Below are 18,957 nucleotides of genomic sequence, written 5' to 3' on the forward strand. Positions count from 1 at the left end.
CCTTTCGACGCGTGTGACCTAATCGTTCGGATACGAGAATCGTCCCGTTGCAACCCGGTGGCTCGAGCCCGATCGGGGCTCTCGGGTCCGTCTCAGTCGTCGTCCATCGGCGCCGTCACGGGCTCGACGCGCTCCCCGCGTGGCCCCTCGAGATCCACTTTCGGGAGCAGATCGCGGAGGTAGCGACCGGTGTGGGAGTCCTCGAGCCGTGCGACCTCCTCGGGGGTCCCGGTAGCGACGATCTCGCCGCCGTGCTCGCCGCCTTCGGGGCCGAGATCGATGATGTGGTCGGCGTTTTTCACGAGGTCGAGTTCGTGTTCGATGACGACGACGCTGTTGCCCTCGTCGGTTAGCCGGTGGAGGACGTCGATGAGCTTCCGTTCGTCCTCGCTGTGGAGTCCGGTTGTGGGCTCGTCGAGCAAGTAGAGCGTCTCGCCCGAGTCTTTCTTCCCGAGCTCCTCGGCGAGTTTGATCCGCTGGGCCTCACCGCCCGACAGCGTCGTGGAGGGCTGGCCGAGTTTCATGTAATCGAGCCCGACGTCTTTCAGCAACTCGAGACGACGGCGGATCCGGCTCGAGGACTCGAAGAAGTCGTAGGCTTCCTCGACGCTCATCTCGAGGACGTCGGCGATCGTCTTCCCCTTGTAGGTGACGTCCAGCGTGGCGTCGTTGTAGCGAGCGCCGTCACACTCCTCACAGGGGACGTAGACGTCCGAGAGGAAGTTCATCTCGATTTTGACCGTTCCCTGCCCGCCACACTCCTCGCAGCGGCCACCTTTGACGTTAAACGAGAACCTTCCCTTCTCGTAACCGCGCTGTTTCGCGAGTTTGGTCTGGGCGAACAGCTCGCGGATGTAGTCGAAGACACCGGTGTACGTCGCCGGGTTCGAACGGGGCGTTCGTCCGATCGGCGACTGGTCGATCAGGCGGACGGTCTCGATCTCCTCGAGTCCCTCGAGGGCGTCGTGGTCGCCCGGGATGACCGAAGTGTTGTCGTTCATCTCACGAGCGAGGCCCTTGTAGAGGACCTCGTGCATGAGCGTGGACTTCCCGGAGCCCGAAACGCCCGTGATCGCGGTGAAACAGCCAAGCGGGATGTCGACGTCTAACTCCGTTAAGTTGTGTTGGCGAGCACCCCGAATCGTGAGCGTCCCGTCGGGATCGCGGCGCTCGTCGGGGACCGGGATCTGCTTGCGCCCGGAGAGGTAGTCGCCGGTGATCGACTCCTCGCAGGCTTTGACCTCCTCGACGGGCCCGTTGACGACGACCTCGCCGCCCCGTTTGCCGGGACCGGGACCCATGTCGATGACGTTGTCCGCCCGGCGCATCGTCTCCTCGTCGTGCTCGACGACCAGCAACGTGTTGCCCAGGTCGCGGAGTTCCTCGAGGGTGTCGAGCAGACGGTCGTTGTCCCGCTGGTGGAGTCCGATCGAGGGCTCGTCTAACACGTAGAGGACGCCGACCAGTCCGGAGCCGATCTGGGTCGCCAGCCGGATGCGCTGGCTCTCCCCGCCCGACAGCGTCGACGCTTCCCGATCGAGCGTGAGGTACTCGAGGCCGACCTCGACCATGAATCCGAGACGGGCCCGGATCTCTTTTAAGATCTCCTCGGCGATCACCTTCTCGCGCTCGGTCAGGTCCGCCTCGAGCGACTCGAAGTGCGCTAAGGCGTCGCCGATGCTCATCGCGTTGATTTCGGTGATCGAGGTGTCGTCGACGAGCACTGCGCGGGAGGCGGGTTTCAGACGCGTCCCATCACAGGCCGGACACTCCGTGACCGACATGTAGTCCTCGATATGCTCGCGGGTCGAGTCCGAGTCGGTCTCGAGGTAGCGCCGCTCGAGGTTCGGTATAACGCCCTCGAATCGCTTCTTCTTGCGACGGGTGCCGTTTTTCGTCTGTCGCTTGAAGACGACTTCCTCGTCGGTGCCGTAGAGAAACGCCTGCTGGATCTCTGTATCGAGGTCCTCGAACGGCGTCGACAGCGAGACGTCGAAGTGCTCGGCGACGGCGTCGAGTCGGGTCTGATAGTACGAGCGGTTGTAGCTCCAGGCTTCGAAGACGTGTTTGAGCGGCTTGGACTCGTCCTGGATGACGAGGTCTTCGTCGACCTCCTTGGTCTCTCCCAGGCCCTCACATTCGGGACAGGCGCCGTGGGGCGAGTTAAACGAAAAGGAGCGCGTCTCGATCTCGGGGACGTCGATCCCACAGTGTGTACAGGCCAGGTCCTTCGAGAACTCGGCGACGAAGCGGTCGTCCTCGTCGATCTCGTCGCCCAGCGCACCCGTCCGGCGGGCCTCCGCGCCGAGGTCTTCGGCAGCCTCTGCCGGGGGATCGGGCAGGATGACCTTCAGGACGCCGTCGGCCTCCTCGAGGGCGGTCTCGACGCTGTCGATGATTCGTGGCCGGTCCTCGGCCGAGACCTTCACGCGGTCGACGACGACGTCGATCGTATGATCGAAGTTCTCGTCCAGGTCGGGGTCATCGAGCGTGAGATCGTGTTCCTCGCCGTCGATCTCGACGCGGGCGTACCCCTCCGAGACGAGTTCCTCGAACAGGTCCTCGAAGGCGCCCTTCTGGTCGCGGACGACCGGCGCGGCCAGCTTGACTTTCGTCCCCTCGGGGAGCTCGAGAATACGCTCGACCATGTTCTGGGCCGACTGTTCGCCGACTTCGCGGCCACAGTCGGGACAGTGGGGTGTACCGACGCGGGCATAGAGGAGACGAAGATAGTCGTGGAGTTCCGTGACGGTCCCCACCGTCGAGCGGGGGTTGTTCGCGGCGTTTTTCTGATCGATCGAGATCGCCGGCGAGAGTCCCTCGACGGTCTCGACTTGTGGTTTGTCCATCTGGCCCAGGAAGTTCCGGGCGTAGGCCGAGAGGCTCTCGATGTAGCGTCGTTGGCCTTCGGCGTAGACCGTCTCGAACGCCAGCGACGACTTCCCCGACCCCGACAGACCGGTGACGACGGTGAACTCCTCGCGGGGAATAGTGACGTCGAGGTCCTTGAGGTTGTGTTCCTCCGCACCTCGTACCTCGATGGTGTCTTTGCTCATGATTTGGTGATGAATCGTGATCGGGTGGTTGCGCGACGCGGTACTCGATTCACTGTGACTGAGTCAGTGGCCGGAACGACTTAACGGGTCTGAAAACCGAATAGCGTGCTCTCTGCTAGCAAATCTCTGCACCAACGTCCCATCGCGCGCAGGCGAGGCGGTCAGTCACTCGCGGCGGGCCGCGATCCCTCTCCCGATCCGCCGCGGCGACCGATCATACTGTCGGACAGAACTATTGTGAGAATTTGCCGCTTCCGTCCGGCGAATTCTCTTCAGTGACTGCTGTCCGACAGTATCAGCCACAGCTCGATCGTCACACCGGACGCGAGGACCGGAAACGATGGTAGCCATAGCGAAACCGTGTATCGGGACTCGGTGCGATCGGACCAAACTGACTTCGGTCGGAAGCCCGAACGGTCGTGTATGACCGACGACACTGGGTCCGAGCTGCCGGTCGACGACGTCGTCGACTACTGTCACACGCAGGCCGGTTTGCTCTCGGGACGCGTCGAGACGATGCGAGAGGAAGCCGACGCCCTACTGGCCGAAATCGACGAGGAGATGGCCGAGCTCCGCGGGCAACTCGAGGATCACGCAAACGCGACGCCCGGAACGGACGGCCCTTCGACGCCGGCGGGACCCGACGGGGGCGAAAACGGGCTCGATCTCGATACGTTCGAGGACCGGGAGCGTGAGGTCAAGGAGAAACAACTGCTCGTTCAGGCGAAACAAACGCGAATGCAGGCGTTCCAGGACCTGGCTGCGGACTACACGGAACTCGCCGCGGAGCTACAGACCGAGGTCGACGACGGCGACGAGGCACTGACTCGTGTCGTGGAGTTCGAGGCCGACCGCGACGCGCCGGCGTACTTCGAGGAACGGGAGACGATGGTCGAGGCTGCCACCAACTCGGAGTCTGCCGACGAGTAGGCGTCGCCCCGCCACCGGCGAGTGCGCTTCGATCGTCGTTGGCAACAACCGTTATTACCCATCACTCCAGTGACTAGCGTATCGAACATGGATCAGCCGCTCAGTGTGGCGACCGCACTCGACGCCCTCGAGTCGACGGAGATCCAGGCCGATCGATGACGGGTCGGCTGCTCCGTCTCGTCGCCGCGGAGACGCGACCTGACGACGTCGCCGTTGTGCTCTCCCGTGCGTTTCCCGATCGGGCGGTCACGTCGGTGTCGGACCTCGAGGAGGCGCTTTCGACACTCGAGTCGACTGCGGTCGACGGCGTCGTCGTCGGCCACGCCGAACCGGGCCTCGACGCGGTCGCCGCGATCGAACGCATCCGCGATCGGTGTCCGTCGCTTCCCATCGTCGTCTTCCCGACGGAGGGATCGGAAAGACTCGCAAGCGACGCGCTGGGGGTGGGAGCCACTGACTACGTGCGACGGGCCGACGGTCACGAGACACTCGTCGAACGCCTCGAGCGGGCACTCGAATCGACGTCGACGCGTCTGGACGGCGACTGCTATGAGATTCTCGACGCGTTAGACGACGCCATTGCGGTCTACGATCCAGCCGACGGCTCCGTCGTCGACGTGACCGAGCGAAAGCGGCGGCTTCAGCGGCTCCGGAGTTTCCGCCAGGCCGTCGAGCAGGCGGGCCACTCGATCTACATCACCGATCCCGACGGAACGATCCAGTACGTCAACCCTGCCTTCGAGGACGTCTCCGGCTACAGCGCCGCCGAAGCGATCGGCGAGACGCCACGACTGCTCAAATCCGGCGTCCACGACCGAGCGTTCTACGCCGAGCTGTGGGGGACGATCCTCGAGGGCGGCGTCTGGGAAAATCAGATCGTCAACCGGCACAAAAGCGGCGCGGAGTACGTCGTCAACCAGACCATCGCGCCGATCACGGACGAGGACGGCGAAATCGTCAACTTCGTCGCCGTCAACGCCGATATCACGAGACAGAAGCGCCGCGAGTCTCAGCTTCGCCGGCTCCACGAGGCCGTCGGCGAGTGGCTCGAAGCGACGAGCCGTGAACAGGTCGCGATCCAGACGACGACCCACCTCGAGGAGCTCCTGGATATCGAACTCAACGGAGTCTTCCTCTACGACGAGACGAGCGAGTGGCTCCGGCCGGCAGCCCTCTCCGATCCCGCTGTCGACCTCTTCGAGACCGTACCCCGGTTCAGCCCAGGCGACGGCATCGCCTGGCGGGTCTTCGAGCGCGGTGAGGCGGCGATCTACGACGACGTCCGGGAGGCGCCGGACGTCTACGACGCCGAGACGCCGATCCGCAGCGAGATCGTCCTTCCGATCGGCGATCACGGCGTCTTGCTGGTCGGCTCCGAGACGACGGCGGCGTTCGACGAAACCGACGTCATGCTCGTCCGGATCGTCGCCTCGAGCCTCGAGGCGACCTTCGATCGCATCGGCCGTGAACGTGAACTCGAGCGACAGAAAGAGCGCTTCGAGGAGTTCGCCAGCGTCGTCTCTCACGATCTGCGAAACCCGCTGACGGTCGCGATGGGCGAACTCGAGCGTGCCCGCGAGACCGGCGACGAAGAGTCGTTCGCCGCCGTCGTGCAGGCCCACGAGCGGATGGCGACGATCATCGACGATCTGCTGTGGCTCGCCCGCGAGGGCCGGGAGATCGACGATCCACGGCCGGTCTCGCTGGCCGACGTCGCTGCGACAGCCTGGGAGAACGTCGACCCGCAGGGCGCGTCGCTCGAACTCGCCTGTGATCGACGCGTACTGGCCGATCCGGGGCGGCTCCAGCAGCTGTTCGAGAACCTCTTTCGAAACTCCGTCGAGCACGGCTCGACGACCCCCGACTCACACACTCGTCGGAATGCCGTCGAGCATGGCTCGAGTTCGACGAGTACGCAACAGCCGACGGCGGAGACGACCGCGGCCGACGAGCTGACGGTCCGAGTCGGCGTCACCGACGACGGATTCTACGTCGCCGACACCGGCGTCGGCATCCCCGAATCGGAGCGAGAACGGGTCCTCGAGACAGGCTACTCGACGGCCGACGGGACCGGGCTTGGTCTCTCGATCGTGACGACGATCGTCGACTCCCACGGCTGGGAGCTCGAGATCACCGACAGCGAAGAAGGCGGTGCACGGTTCGAGATCGCCTCGGAGTTCGTCGACGGTCGGTGACGAGCGTCGGTTCCCGATGCCGGACGATCGTTGAGCGCAGCAGTCCGTATCAGTCCCGCTGGCGGACCGTCAGTACCGGCGCCGGCGCCCGTCGGAGCACGCGCTCCGTGACGCTACCGAGCAGGAGCCGATCGAGCCCGCTCCGGCCGTGGGTTCCCATCACGAGGAGATCCGCGCCGACGTCGTCCGCGGCAGACCGGATCACGCGGTGTGTCGAGCCGTGTTTTACGGCCCCCGTCGCGTCGGCACCCATCTCTTCGACCGTCGCGACTCCCTCGTCGACGACGTCTTCGGCGTGAGTCTCGAGTCGCTCGAGTCGGAGGTCGTCGCGCTCGTCGAGTGCGGCCGGGCTCACGTCGACGACCGAAAGCAGGTGGACGGTCGCGTCGTGGTGTCTCCCCACGACCGCTGCCTGCTCGAGTGCGGCCTCGGCGTGGGGGCTGCCGTCGGTCGGCACGAGGATCGTCTCGAGAGGATAGCGGCGTCTGACTTCGGCAGCACCCCGAACGACGAGGACGGGGACGGGCGCTTCGCGGACGACTGATTCGGTCGTGCTGCCAAGCAGCAGCCGACCGACGCCCTGTCGTCCTCGTGTCCCCATAACGATCGCGTCGACGTCGTTGTCGGTCGCGTAATCGAGGATCGCCGACTGTGGATCGCCGGTCTCGACGTCGTCGATGATCGGGGCGGTATCGTCGCCGGCCCACTCGCGACTCTCGGCCAGCTGCTCGCTGGCGACGGCCGAATCCTCGTCCGGATCGGTCACGTACAACACGTGGACCGTTATCTGCTCCCTGGCCGCGATCTCGCCGGCGTACTCGAGTGCCGCGTTCGCCGGGCCGCTCCCGTCTGTTGGCACGAGGATCCGATCGAACATACGTTACGATCACGGCAACGCGACTTACAACTATCCCTTCTTGCCTTCCAAGAGACTCCAACGCAACGTATCGTATCAGACTGTTCGAAGCGCCTCGAGTAACGCATCGACGTCCTCGCGTGTGTTGAACGCGTGAACCGACGCCCGAATCGCGTCGGGACCGGGAAGCGATCGGAGGACGATTCCCCGTTCCGAGAGGTGCTCGACGGCCGTCTCCGGATCGTCGACGTCGATCGTCACGAGCCCTGACTCGAACTCGCGTGGACTCAGTAGCTGCTCGTCGTCGAGCCCGCCTTTGAGTCGGTCGGTCAGCGTTTCGATCCGTGTTTCGATCGCTGCGAGCCCGATCGACTCGAGTCGCTCGATCGCTGCGGCCAGCCCGGCGTGAGGGGCGGGACTGGCGGTCGCGACCTCGAAGCGCCGCGCCCCGGCCTCGAGTTCGTACTCGGCGGCGTTCTCCGCGGTGACGCTGCGATACCCGATCGCGGCCGGGACGAGCGCCCGTTCACACTCGAGACCCTCGCGGACGTAGAGGAACCCGGAGCCGAAGGGGCCAGCCAGCCACTTGTGGCCCGCAGCGGCGACGAAGTCGGCGCCCCACTCCTTGACGTCGATCGGTCGCTGGCCGGGGGTCTGGACGGCGTCGACCAGGACGAGCGCGCCGGCGTCGTGGGCGATCTCGACGAGTTCCGAGATCGGCAGCCGGGTGCCGTGGGTCCACGTGAGCGAACTCACACAGAACAGCGTCGCGTCGTCGGCCACCGCTTTCACGGCCTCGAGATCGAGCCGTCCGCGTTCCGTCTCGAGGACGCGGACGTCGACCCCGCGTTCACGCTCCAGTCGTTGCCAGGGAAGGATCCCCGCGGAGTGTTCGAGGTCGGTGCGAACGACGACGTCGGTTTCGTCCCACTCGAGTGCGCCAGCGACGCGGTTGATTCCGTCGGTCGTACTCTCCGTGAGGGCGATCTCGGCCGGCGTGGCGCCGAGCAGTCCGGCGACCGCCTCGCGACCGTCGTCGTAGGCGTCGAACGCGGCCGGATACTGTCCCTCGGCGGTCGGTGCGTCGTACTCGTGGTGCTCGAGAGTCGATTCGGCCGCTTCGACGACGTGGCGCGGACTCGGACCGCCGGCCCCCCAGTTGAGGTAGGCTCCGGACTCGAGGGCGGGAATCGTCTCGCGGAGTTCCAGTGGTGTCATCGCGTGGCCGTTCGTCGGCGACCGTGTTATATACACTTGCGCTTTCGCCGACCGGTAACTGAGGGGTGGACTTTTATTCGGTCCGCTTGTCACTCGAACCTGATGATACCAGCCTCGGTGCCGTCAATCACGTTCGACGCCAGCGACCCCGCGACGACGGTTGCGATCGGACAGCTGTTTGCGTACCTCGCGATCGGGATCGCAGCGATCGTATTGTTGTACTATACGTTCGTCTACGTCCGTGACGTCCTCGCGGCCGACGTCACCGACGCACAGTGGTATCTCTTTCTCGGTATCGGTGCCGCGATCGTCTACGCCGTCGCCGGCGTCGGCACCCTGTTGCTCGAGCCCGACCCGCTCTCGCTGTTCGTCGAAGGCGCCGTGTTGTTTTTCATTCTCTTTCTAACCGTCGGAATCCGCGCGATGTACCACGCCGAACGGACCGGGAGTGACCGTTCGCGGCTGTTGCCTGCCTGGGCCGACTACGCGGTCATCGCGATCTTCGTCGCCGCGTGGTGGGGGACGTTCCTCGTCGACACCGACTGGACGCGACCGGTCGTCACGGTCGGCTGGATCCTCACCTCGGCGTGGGCGATCTTCTACGGCGTCCAGACCGTCCGCGTCCACGAGGGAACGACGCTTGCTGCACTGACTCGTCACTTGTTGCCGGCGATCGTGGTCGTCGCCGGTATTGTCTGTGTCGATCTGGTGACGAGTTACGTCGACGGCTACGGGGCACTCGCCGACGCCGCCTGGATCGTCGGGACGACGCTGGTCGCCGCCTTCCTGTTCAACACCGCCGTCGCCATCCGCCAGCAGGGCGGCGAACTCGAGCGTCTCTACGACTGGACGACCTGGCGCGAGCAGTCTCTCGAGTAGCGTCCCAGCCGCGAAGCGATCCCGATGGCGGTACCGATTCGAGCGCGAACGCCCGGGCTCACTCGAGACGAGCCGTCTCTCGACGCACGCGGCCACGCCCTGCGACGAGCGGACGTGAGCGAACACGACGGGTGGTATGTTGACACACCGAATATTTACAGTTGGAGCGACAATAGGTGGCACATGGTCGAAACGGGTCAGATCGCCGTTGTCCACTACACGGCGCGGCTGGCAGACGACGGGACGGTCATGGATACGACCGACGTCGACACGGCACGGCGCGAGGGGATCTATCACGCCAATCGTGACTACAAACCGCTCGAGTTCCGGGTCGGCGACGACGACGTCGTGCCGGCACTCACCGACGCGGTGCGCGAACTCGAGGCAGCCGGCGACTCGACGACGGTTCTCGCGGATCCGGCGGAGGCGTTCGGCGAGCGATCGGCGTCGAAAGTCGAGACGTTCCCGCGGGACGTAATCGAGGAGCGTACAGACGGTTCGATCGAATCCGAGACGCTGGTGACGACCGCCGACGGTCAGTCGGGCTGGATCACGGACGTCACCGACGACACCGTCGTCGTCGATTTCAACCACGAACTGGCGGGCAAACGACTCGAGATCGACGTCGATCTCCTCGACGTTCACGGCAAGCCCGGCGAGGAGTCGGCGAGAAACTGGGAAAAGAAAGCCGGACGCCGCCGCGAGTAGCGTCCGAACGCTAGTACCGTTCCACCCGTCGACTGCTGGGTCGAACCGACCCGCACGACATGGCTCGGCCCAGCATATCAGGCGTGGGCCGCCACTAGAGTTCGACGTCGACTTCTACGCGGTGTGGCCAGTAGGCGTTGTTTGCGTAGCCGCCGGCTTCCCACGGGAACGCGTCGTTCTCGATCGTCTCGAGTTCGTCGTCCTCGTGGGCGACCTCTCGAGGCTGTGTGCGACCGAGTTCGTCGGTCGCACGCGAGCAGATCACGTACTCGCCGTCTTCCTCGGGATTCCACAGATACCGGAACTGTTGCCACGAGCCGCTGTCGTCGACGCCGGACATCTCGGGTGTGAAGAGTTCGGCGTTCTCCCAGGTCTCGCCGCCATCGGTCGAGATCTCGACCACTTCGACGGCGTCGTCGCCGGCCCACGCGACGCCGACGATTTCGACCCGGCCGTCCGCTGCTCGCGGGGAGACGGTCGCATCCTCGCCCGGATAGCCGATTACGGACTTTACGAGCTGATCGTACGCGTACGCCAGCGGATGGGCATCTTCAGCGGCGAGGTCCATCTGCTCTCTCGTGTCGAACTCCTCGATTTCCTCGTGGTGTTCGGCGTCTCGGCCGCCGGTTTCCATCCGGTAGGAGTTTTGCTGCCAGTTGTAGTAGCGCTCCCACTCGTCGCCGTACATCATCATGTCCATGACCTCCAGTTCGGAGAGCCACTTGATGTTGTTACAGCCGTACCAGCCAGGAACGAGGAGTCGGACCGGATGGCCGTGTTCGATAGTCAGGTCCTGCCCGTTCATCTGGTAGGCGAGGAGACAGTCTTCCATCACCTTCTGCATCGGGATCGACCGGGCGAACACTTGATCGTCTTCGCTTGGGACGTCGTCGCCGGCGGCCATCAGCCACATCCCGTCGCTGGTGTCCGCGTCGTACTCCGCTAAGATCTCGCTGACCGGTGTCCCCGTCCAGATGGCGTTGCCGACCGCGCCGAACGCCCACGGGTTGCCGCCGACTTCGGGCTCGAAATACGAGCGCCCGTTTCCGGTACACTGCATCGTGTGAGCGACCGACTCGGTGGAATAGCTGTGTTTGATCTCCTCCATCGAGAGTTCGACTGTTTCGTCGCCGAGTCTGAGTTCGACCTCGTGGTCGTCCTCGTCGATATCCGGCGAGAGATAGCGGTTCCTGATGAAGTGTTCTTCTGCCGGCGTGATGTAGTTCATATACGTCTCCCGCTCGGCGGCTTCCCCGTTCTCCGGATCTGCGGAGTGTACCGTGAGTCCCGGATACGCGTCCTCCAAGTACTCCGTCGTCCCTCGCTCGAGTGCCTCGTCGTCGTCGTCACCGTCGTCGTCGCCGTTTTCGTCCGCGTCGGCCTCCCCGTCCTCGTCGGCTGAACAGCCCGCGAGGGCGACGCCGGCGACGGCACCCGCCGTCGCCATGAACCGTCGTCGCTTCAGGAATCGTTTCGTATCCGTCGTTGATCCGTTTTCGGTGCCCGATCCGTTCGCTCGCTCGTTCGGTGTATGTTCCGTAGACATGAGCGTTATTCCTCGACGATAATCGTGCCGATCATACTCCCGTCGTGTGGTTCACAAACGTACACGTACTCACCCGGCGTCTCGAACGTGTGTTCGAACTCGGTCCCCTCCTCGTCTAGTGAAGAGTGGCTGTCTCCCTCGTAGGAGGCAAACGGTTCCGCGTCGTCCGGGTTTTCGTTCTGGTCCGACGCGTCCGGGTGTGACGTGACGTTGTGGCCCGGTGCATCGAAGTACCAGGTTACGGTTTCGCCGACCGAAATCGTCAACTCCTCCGGCTCGAATCGCCAGTCTCCGTCCGGTGCGACGATGACCCGATTCTCGTCGTTGTCGTCACCGCCGTTCTCTTCGCCGTCGTCTTCCGTTTCGTCCCCGCTACACCCTGCGAGTGTGGCAACACCGATCGCGGTGGTACCCGCTAAAAACCGTCTGCGACCGAACATGTGTGACACGATACCACATACCCTTACCTTGCATTCGAAGATCAAACCACAGATAGCGGCAACAAAATCTTGTAGATAAGCGATTTCGTTCGATATTCTCTCTTATGTAACTTATTCTGGTTATGGATCTCCGAAGTAGTGGATAATTTTACCTGAAGCTATGACACTCGATATGCGAGACTGATCTCGAGTGGGAGCGTTTGGGTATCGTCCTCGAGACGAGAACTCGTACAGACGACTACCCGTTTGTGGGCCTCCGAAAAAAGAGTACGCGGCCCGTCTCATACGGGTTACTGTACGTCATTGCCGGCGTAACCGCGACCCGGGCTGGGGTTGCGCCGGTACATCGTTACAGCAACCCGTATCAGAGGTCGCCGCGCAACCTGATCTCGTCGCCGACCGACTCGAGCATGTCCTCCGTGACGACGTAGTCCTCCTCCTCGTCGCCTTCGACGCCCAGCGACGCCAAGAGCTGTTCGGCGATCGAGGGGTTGGGGTCGACGTAGGCGCGTCGATCCTCGACTTTCGCGACGATTCCGAGTTCCTTCCCTTCTGCGTCGACGACCGTCTTGCCGACCTCGTCGTCGGTTAGTGGTGCCGTCATAGTCGGTGGTATCACGACGACCGTGATACCGTTCCGGCCGTCCTGTGCCGGCCAACGTCCGGCCGACGGCACCCTCTCATACGGTCTCCTGTCGTCACTGACCGCCAATTGCCGACGGCCTGGCGATCGGCGGGACATCGGGACAGCAGTTCGTATCACCCCCTCGACTGCGGACCCGACCCCGGACTATATGGTATCTGCCACCGACGGTACGGGTGGAGGTTCAGTTCTCATCCATGCCACATACCATCGAGATCAGCGACGACATGAGGGAACGACTCGACAACCACTGCGAGGAGGGCGAATCCTACGAGGAGTTCCTCGAGGAACTGCTTACGATCTACGAGACCGAGGGAGCGTTCTTACAAGAAGGCTACTCGGAGTGACCGCCAGCGATGGCACTCGAGTACCCCTTTTTTCTGATCAACTTCAAGACGGCCGCCGAGACGGTCGGTGAGGACGGGCTGGCGTTCGCACAGACGATCGAACGCGTCGGTGCGGCCACCGGAACGCGCTTTGCCATCGCCCCACAGCCGACCGACGTCCGTCTCGTCGCCGACCGGACCGACCTGCCGGTCGTCGCCCAGTCGGCACGACACGGCGAGGACGCCGCGCTCGGAACGCCGACCCTCGAGGCTGTCGCCGCCGCTGGTGCAGACGCTGTCTTCGTCAACCACCCACAAAACGAGGCCACGTTCGGCGACGTCCCACGGCTGATCGATCGCTGTCGCGAGTGTAGTCTCGAATCGATCGTCTGCGTGAACAGCCGCGAACAGGGACGGGCCGCGCTGGCGTACGATCCCGACTGTCTCCTGTTCGAACGCCCCGACGACATCGCCAGCGAGGAGGGGTTGATCCGAACCCATCCCGACCGACTCGAGGCGTTCGTCGAGATGGTCGAACGCGAGGGGTCGCGAACACGGGTGTTCGTCGGCGGCGGCGTTCGAACCGCCGACGACGTCGAGCGGGCGTTCGACTGTGGGGTCGACGCGACGGGCGCGGCCTCGGCGGCGCTTGCGGCCGACGATCTCGAGGCGTGGCTGCGGTCGATCGCAGACGCTGTCCCGGATAAACTGGAGTAGACGACGGCGAGAGACGAACTCAGTCGTGTCTCGCCGGTTCGTGTTCCCGCCCGTGTTCCTGTTTCTCCTGGAGGTGCTCTATCGCGTGGAGTTCGACGACGGGGATGACTTTGGCGATACTGAGGAAGAACAACACCACCATGCCGATCGTCCCGAGGATCGACGCGAACTCGATGAGACTCGGGAAGTACTCACCGGGGGTTGCGCCGTAGACGTCCATCGTCGGGTACATAAAGCCCTCGACGACGAAGAGGATCTTCTCGAGCAGCGTCGCAGTGAGGACGGCGACGCCGCAGGCGACGGCTCGCATCCTCGTAAACAGCGCCGGACGGATCGTCTGAGCGAAGATGTAAGCCAACACGATGCCGACGAGTCCCATCGAGAGGATGTAGATCGGATGGGTCAGCGTCGCGATCGTGATCTGAGTCGCGTCGATCGGGGCGGCGAAGGTGCCGGTAGTCATCTGCTGGAGCTGCAGCCAGAGGAACAGCAGGCTGAAGAAGCCAAGCCAAAGCGTGAGTCCGCGGAAGATGTCGTCCGTGATGATGTGATCCCAGTCGTACGCCCAGCGGAAGGCATACGAGAGGAGGATCACACCGCTGATCGCCGACGTGAGTGCGATGGTAAGGAACTGCGGTCCCTGCACGGCGCCGAACCAGCCAGGCATGGTCGGGATCACGGCGAACAGCCACGGAATGACACCGCCGTGGAGCAACAGCGGCGCCATGATGATGATCGCCAGCGCGAGCCACCAGACCATCCGCTGGACGATCTGGTCTTCCTTCTCGGTGTAGCCGATCGTCATCAGTTTGTAAAGCGGTTCGAATCGGTCGGGGAGTTGGTCGCGCAGTCGGGTGACGTCGTATCGGATCGTCAGTGCGAGGTAGGTCGCCGTCAGCACGAAGTAGGCCGTGATGACGGTCACGTCCCACACCAGCGGTGAATTGTGGACCGTGATGTGGTAGTGGCCGAGGACGCTCGTGACCATCCGATCGGGACGACCCATGTGAACGATCACGTAGAAGCCGGCCGCGGAGAGACCGGCGAGCGTCAGCAACTCGGCCAGTCGAGCGACTGGCATGTACCGTTCCATGCCGAGCAGTCGAACCGCCGCGGAGAGGATGATCCCGCCGTGAGCGATTCCGACCCACCAGATGAACGCACCGATGTACAGTCCCCAGGTCACGCCGCCGCCGGTCCCCCAGTCCGAGAGGCCGGTCACAACCATCCCCTGGTAGAGCTGGTAGAGCCAACCGACCAGGAAGAGGGCGAACGCGAGCCCCGCAACGCCGGTCAGGATGAAGTATTTCGACGACGTGTTCTGTATCGGCCGCAGGATGTCGGCCTTTCGTGGCGTTTTCGTACTCATCGTGTCAGGGCTTCACAAGGGTATTCCGGCGACGTGCATTAGTCCATCCGTTGGCCTTGCAAGCACGACGGCTCAGTTCCCCAACGGACGGTGGTTTACACCGGGCGTTCTCGGGTATTTCAGTTCTCGTCCGCCGTATATTGACATTTGGTAACACACCACACTAAAGTGTTCGCTCCGCGAACTGTCGATATGGAACTCCTGGTCGGTCTCGACGAATCGGCACCCAGCTGGGCGGCCCTCGAGTACGCACTCACGGAACATCCCGAGGCCGACATCGTCGTCGTCCACGTCGTCGATCCGAGCGAGAGCGGTTACGGCGAGGCTGCACATCTCGGCAGTGAGACGATCCGTGATCGGCGCCGCAAGCGCGCGACCGAACTGTTCGAACGGGCTCGTCGACGTGGAGCAGAACACGACGTCGAGATCGGGACGGAACTACTGACCGGACAGCCCGCGGCCGCCGTCGTCGAGTACGCAAGCGAACGCGACGTCGATCGGGTCGTCGTCGGCAGCCACGGCCGATCAGGCGTCTCGCGGGTCCTACTCGGCAGCGTGGCCGAGCGGATCGCCCGTCGGTCGCCGGTGCCAGTGACGATCGTCCGGTAACACCGAGGAGCGGCAAGCGTTTCGACTCGAGAAAGCCGTCGCTCACCGTTCGGTTCTATAACTCTCTGCTGACATATAATATATAATATTTGTTCGAAAGTAGAGACTCAACCGCGACTGAACAAACTAATGAGGCTCCGAAACAGTTTCGACGGTATGAACGACCGCTACGATGTAGTGATTGCCGGTGCTGGCCCGGCGGGTGGCCAGTGTGCGCGTGACCTCGCGAGCCGGGGCTACGACGTCGTCGTCCTCGAGACCGAGTCGGAAGAGGAGTTCCCGCGCCAGAGCAACAAGTCGACCGCGGGGACGTTCCACTCCATGATGGCCTCCTTTGGCATCCCCGACGAGGTCGTGATGCAGTACACCGAGAAAGTCGTCCTCGAGTCGCCGATGAACCACTACGTGAAAGAACACGCCGGTGCAGTCCTCGAGTTCGGCGACTTCAAGCGGTTCCTCGTCGAGGACAGCCGCGCCGACGGCGCGGAGTATCGGTTCGACGCCCGCGTCACGGGACCGATCATGGAGAACGGCGAGATCGTCGGCGTCGAGTACAACGGCAGCGAGGAGATCTACGCCGACATCGTGATCGATGCGACCGGGCCGTCCGCACCGCTGGCGAAGAAACTCGGCGTCGTCGATCTGAAACGCAAGAATCACGCGATCGGAATCGAGTACGAGTTCGAAGGCGTCGACGTCGACCGTCCCGGGTTCGCGGACGTAAGCGACGCGATGATGCTCCGCCTCGACCACGAAATCGCGCCCGGTGGCTACTCGTGGATCTTCCACACCGGCGAGGACACGGCGAAGGTCGGACTCTGTTACATCCAAAACCAGTACCACGAGCGATACGCCAAAGACGGCTACACGGTCGACGACTACCTCGAGCACTGGCTCGAGACGGATCCGCGGTTCGCCGACGCCAAGCGACTCGAGGGGAAGATGCACCGCGGTTCGGCCCACGTCCAGATGCCGGGGCAGATGCACACCGACCGGTTCATGGCCATCGGCGACACCGTCCCGACGGTCGATCCGCTCTGGGGTGAAGGGATCAACAAGTGCATGCAGTCCGGCCGCGTCGCTGCCGTCGCGGCCGATAGCTGTCTGAAACACGGCATCGAGCCGACCGCCGAGAACCTCGAAATCTACGACACACTCTGGCACCGCGACGTCGCGCCGAACCAGCGAAAGCGCCTGCTGATGACCCAACTGCTGTATCTCGCACCGAACGAGCGCTACGATCAGTTCATGCGCGACCTCGAGCGACTCGACGAGGAGGTCCTGGCCAAGGCCAATCGCGGTAACATCCCCGCTCTCGTAAGGCTGTTCGAACCTGGCGATCTGCCGATGCTCGCCCAGTTTGCAAAACAGCAACTGGACCTCTCTCGCTTCCTGTAGTCGCCGCTTTGCGGTATTCGGAAAATATTGACCCTGTCATACTGTCGGACAACAGTCAGTGAGCCGTCGGTCGCGAACTCGCGACCGATCATCGAATAGTGCTGTCCAACAGTATCAGTTCCGGCGCTGCATCAACGCGGCCGTAAGTAACGCAAGGACTGCGACCGCCACACCGAAGCCTGGGATCGTGTCGTCGGCTTCGTCTTCGTCGTCATCGGCACGTTCCTCCTCGTCTTCGTCGGTGCCGAGGAACTCCGCTGCAGCGTCGCTGTCGAGTCGCGGGTGATCGTCCAGCGTCGCATCGAGGTGGATCGCCGTCTCGTCGTCGACGAGTTCGATCGCCTCGACGTCGGCCTCGGTCGGCTCGCTGTCGACCATACCGTCGACGTAGAGGTAGGTGCTTTCGGTCTCCTCGGATGCTTCACCGTAGATATGGTTGACTGACAGTCCGTAGAACTCGTCTTCGAGTGCCTCCTGGAACGCGTCGAGATCGTCGAACTCCGCGCCGGCGGTCACCGTCATCGTCCCGTCGGTCGCATCGACGTCGAGTCCAGCGACCTCGAAGCCGGCATCGTCGAACGCCTCCCAGAACTCGAGTTCGGAGTCACCGACGGTCGGGTCGTCCTCGAGGTCCTGTGTAATCGCCGTGAGTGCGGAATCGAAGAGGTCGTCCTGACCGACTTCGAGTTCGAATTCGAGTTCGATATCGTCACCGACCGTCTCACCGTGGCCCTCGAAGGTGAGATCGAACTCCTGTTCGACGCCACGATCCTCGAGTTCGTCGACGTACACCTCCCAGTTGTCGGCGTCACTGCTGATCGTCGCAGTGAACGTCATCGTCTCGGGGCCGTCCTGTTTGAGTTCACCGTCCCACTCGCTGGTCTGGACGAGGTCGGCTTCTGCCTGTGCCTCGATCTGTGCACGGAGGTCGTCGAGAACACCAGTCTCTTCGAGTTCGCCGTCGTCGCTGGCTTCCATGAGCGCGACCGACTGCTCGGTGAGTGGGGCCATGTTGCCGATATCGACGTCCCACTCGCCGTCGATCGTTCCGCCGTCGTCGACGTGGCGCAGTTCGATCGGATCGAACTCGAGGTCGAAGACGGAATCGACGAACGCTTCGGCCTCGGCCTGCGTGAGATCGGCTTCAGGATCGTTCGCGAGTTCGGTCGCGAGTTCCTGGTCGAGTTCGTCGAGGCCCTCGTACTCGATCGTGTAGTCGACGTCGAGGATCTGTTCGCCGCTGGCGGCCTCCTCGAGGCTGTGCTCGTGAATCGTCACGTCCGCCTCACCGCCGAGCTCGGCGGCGATCGAGCCGAACTGTTGCTCGAGGGTCTCCTGTGCGTCCGTCTCGGTTTCCCACTGGTCGACCTCGAACGGCATGAGCGCTCGCTCGTCGTGGACCTTGAGGGTGTAGTCACCGCTCGTGCCGGCCAGCGAGACGTCGGTCCGTTCCGTCGGCATCTCGTGTGGGACATCCGTCTCGAGGGCGTACTCACCGCTCGTCGAGAAGCGATCGACGCTCGACTCGATCGTCCCTTGGGTCGTCGCTTTCTCGAAGGACTGGGCTTCCGGATCGTCCTCGACGTCGACGGTTAGATCGAGGTCGGCATCGAATGTCGACTCTTCGTCGGTCTGAACGCCCGAAGCGTCCATCGAGAACTCCTCGATCTCGTCGGGTCGGTCGACGGCGACGTCGGTCGATCCCTCGACGCTGTCGGTATCGACCCACAGATCGAACGCAGCCGACACGTCGTCCTCGATCTCGTCGGTGAGCATCATATACACGACGCCTTCGGCGACGTCGACGCCGAACTCACCGGTTCCGGTCCCAGTTGCGTCGTCCTCGTAGACGAGGACGGCGTCACCCTCGTCGTTGACGTAGACTTCGTCCGCGATTTCGTCTTCGGGCGGCGATTCCTGTGCGACGGCAACGCCGGCAAACATCGACGTTACCAGTACGAGCGCCATCACGACAGTAAGCAACTGCTTGGTCGCGTGACGCGGAGGTTTATCTAACATCGGTCGACTAGTGGCGAGCGCATCAATTTATAGCTTTTCCTAACATTC

16 protein-coding genes are annotated in these 18,957 nt (G+C 63.4%); 8 read left to right on the forward strand and 8 right to left on the reverse strand.

What is annotated here, in order from left to right:
• Window positions 1-92 precede the first annotated feature (92 nt).
• On the reverse strand, window positions 93-3,056 hold the full coding sequence (gene uvrA, locus RBH26_RS09400; protein ID WP_306757967.1) for an excinuclease ABC subunit UvrA: 2,964 nt from the start codon (window positions 3,054-3,056) through the stop codon (window positions 93-95).
• 423 nt (window positions 3,057-3,479) lie between these two features.
• On the opposite strand from uvrA, the gene RBH26_RS09405 reads away from it, so the two are divergent.
• Together RBH26_RS09405 and RBH26_RS09410 are read left to right on the forward strand one after the other, a co-directional pair.
• Window positions 3,480-3,986, forward strand: a complete 507-nt coding sequence (locus RBH26_RS09405) for a hypothetical protein (protein ID WP_306757968.1) — start codon at window positions 3,480-3,482, stop codon at window positions 3,984-3,986.
• 155 nt (window positions 3,987-4,141) lie between these two features.
• A complete protein-coding gene (locus tag RBH26_RS09410; RefSeq protein ID WP_306757969.1) occupies window positions 4,142-6,181 on the forward strand; it encodes a PAS domain S-box protein in 2,040 nt (679 codons plus the stop codon).
• A 49-nt stretch (window positions 6,182-6,230) separates the two neighbouring features.
• Here the strand turns inward: RBH26_RS09410 and RBH26_RS09415 are convergent, their stop codons facing one another.
• Both RBH26_RS09415 and RBH26_RS09420 read right to left on the reverse strand, forming a co-directional pair.
• Window positions 6,231-7,058: a universal stress protein gene (locus RBH26_RS09415; RefSeq protein ID WP_306757970.1), complete on the reverse strand. Its 828-nt coding sequence runs from the start codon at window positions 7,056-7,058 to the stop codon at window positions 6,231-6,233.
• A gap of 75 nt (window positions 7,059-7,133) precedes the next feature.
• Window positions 7,134-8,255: an aminotransferase class V-fold PLP-dependent enzyme gene (locus RBH26_RS09420; protein WP_306757971.1), complete on the reverse strand. Its 1,122-nt coding sequence runs from the start codon at window positions 8,253-8,255 to the stop codon at window positions 7,134-7,136.
• Window positions 8,256-8,357: 102 nt separating this feature from the next.
• Here RBH26_RS09420 and RBH26_RS09425 point away from each other — a divergent pair, with 102 nt between their 5' ends.
• Together RBH26_RS09425 and RBH26_RS09430 are read left to right on the forward strand one after the other, a co-directional pair.
• Entirely contained in the window at window positions 8,358-9,134 is a 777-nt protein-coding gene (locus RBH26_RS09425) for a hypothetical protein (protein ID WP_306757972.1), read from the forward strand.
• Between the two features lie 183 nt (window positions 9,135-9,317).
• Window positions 9,318-9,842: an FKBP-type peptidyl-prolyl cis-trans isomerase gene (locus tag RBH26_RS09430; protein WP_306757974.1), complete on the forward strand. Its 525-nt coding sequence runs from the start codon at window positions 9,318-9,320 to the stop codon at window positions 9,840-9,842.
• A 94-nt stretch (window positions 9,843-9,936) separates the two neighbouring features.
• Here RBH26_RS09430 and RBH26_RS09435 read toward each other — a convergent pair whose 3' ends face one another.
• The 3 genes from RBH26_RS09435 to RBH26_RS09445 form a co-directional block, all read right to left on the reverse strand.
• Window positions 9,937-11,388 carry a sulfite oxidase gene (locus tag RBH26_RS09435; RefSeq protein ID WP_306757975.1) on the reverse strand — a complete coding sequence of 484 codons (1,452 nt, stop codon included), beginning with the start codon at window positions 11,386-11,388 and terminating at the stop codon, window positions 9,937-9,939.
• Window positions 11,389-11,393: 5 nt separating this feature from the next.
• On the reverse strand, window positions 11,394-11,828 hold the full coding sequence (locus RBH26_RS09440; RefSeq protein WP_306757976.1) for a plastocyanin/azurin family copper-binding protein: 435 nt from the start codon (window positions 11,826-11,828) through the stop codon (window positions 11,394-11,396).
• Between the two features lie 364 nt (window positions 11,829-12,192).
• Window positions 12,193-12,432 (reverse strand): hypothetical protein, encoded by a 240-nt coding sequence (locus tag RBH26_RS09445; protein WP_306757977.1) that lies wholly within the window; start codon window positions 12,430-12,432, stop codon window positions 12,193-12,195.
• 236 nt (window positions 12,433-12,668) lie between these two features.
• Here RBH26_RS09445 and RBH26_RS09450 point away from each other — a divergent pair, with 236 nt between their 5' ends.
• Both RBH26_RS09450 and RBH26_RS09455 read left to right on the forward strand, forming a co-directional pair.
• The gene (locus tag RBH26_RS09450; RefSeq protein ID WP_306757978.1) at window positions 12,669-12,818 is read left to right on the forward strand and encodes a hypothetical protein; all 150 of its coding nucleotides are present in this window, start codon (window positions 12,669-12,671) and stop codon (window positions 12,816-12,818) included.
• Window positions 12,819-12,827: 9 nt separating this feature from the next.
• Complete coding sequence (locus RBH26_RS09455) at window positions 12,828-13,514, forward strand: triose-phosphate isomerase (protein WP_306757979.1); 687 nt, start codon at window positions 12,828-12,830, stop codon at window positions 13,512-13,514.
• A 19-nt stretch (window positions 13,515-13,533) separates the two neighbouring features.
• Here the strand turns inward: RBH26_RS09455 and nrfD are convergent, their stop codons facing one another.
• Window positions 13,534-14,883: an NrfD/PsrC family molybdoenzyme membrane anchor subunit gene (gene nrfD / locus RBH26_RS09460; protein WP_306757980.1), complete on the reverse strand. Its 1,350-nt coding sequence runs from the start codon at window positions 14,881-14,883 to the stop codon at window positions 13,534-13,536.
• A 192-nt stretch (window positions 14,884-15,075) separates the two neighbouring features.
• Between nrfD and RBH26_RS09465 the strand changes: the two genes are divergently transcribed.
• A complete protein-coding gene (locus RBH26_RS09465; protein ID WP_306757981.1) occupies window positions 15,076-15,492 on the forward strand; it encodes a universal stress protein in 417 nt (138 codons plus the stop codon).
• 156 nt (window positions 15,493-15,648) lie between these two features.
• On the forward strand, window positions 15,649-16,890 hold the full coding sequence (locus RBH26_RS09470; RefSeq protein WP_306757982.1) for a digeranylgeranylglycerophospholipid reductase: 1,242 nt from the start codon (window positions 15,649-15,651) through the stop codon (window positions 16,888-16,890).
• A gap of 114 nt (window positions 16,891-17,004) precedes the next feature.
• Here the strand turns inward: RBH26_RS09470 and RBH26_RS09475 are convergent, their stop codons facing one another.
• Window positions 17,005-18,909, reverse strand: coding sequence for a PGF-CTERM sorting domain-containing protein (locus tag RBH26_RS09475; RefSeq protein WP_306757983.1), 1,905 nt, complete (start codon window positions 18,907-18,909; stop codon window positions 17,005-17,007).
• Between the last annotated feature and the right edge of the window lie 48 nt (window positions 18,910-18,957).

It is taken from the genome of Natronolimnohabitans sp. A-GB9 (assembly GCF_030848565.1).
In the GTDB taxonomy this organism is placed as follows: Archaea; Halobacteriota; Halobacteria; order Halobacteriales; family Natrialbaceae; genus Natronolimnohabitans.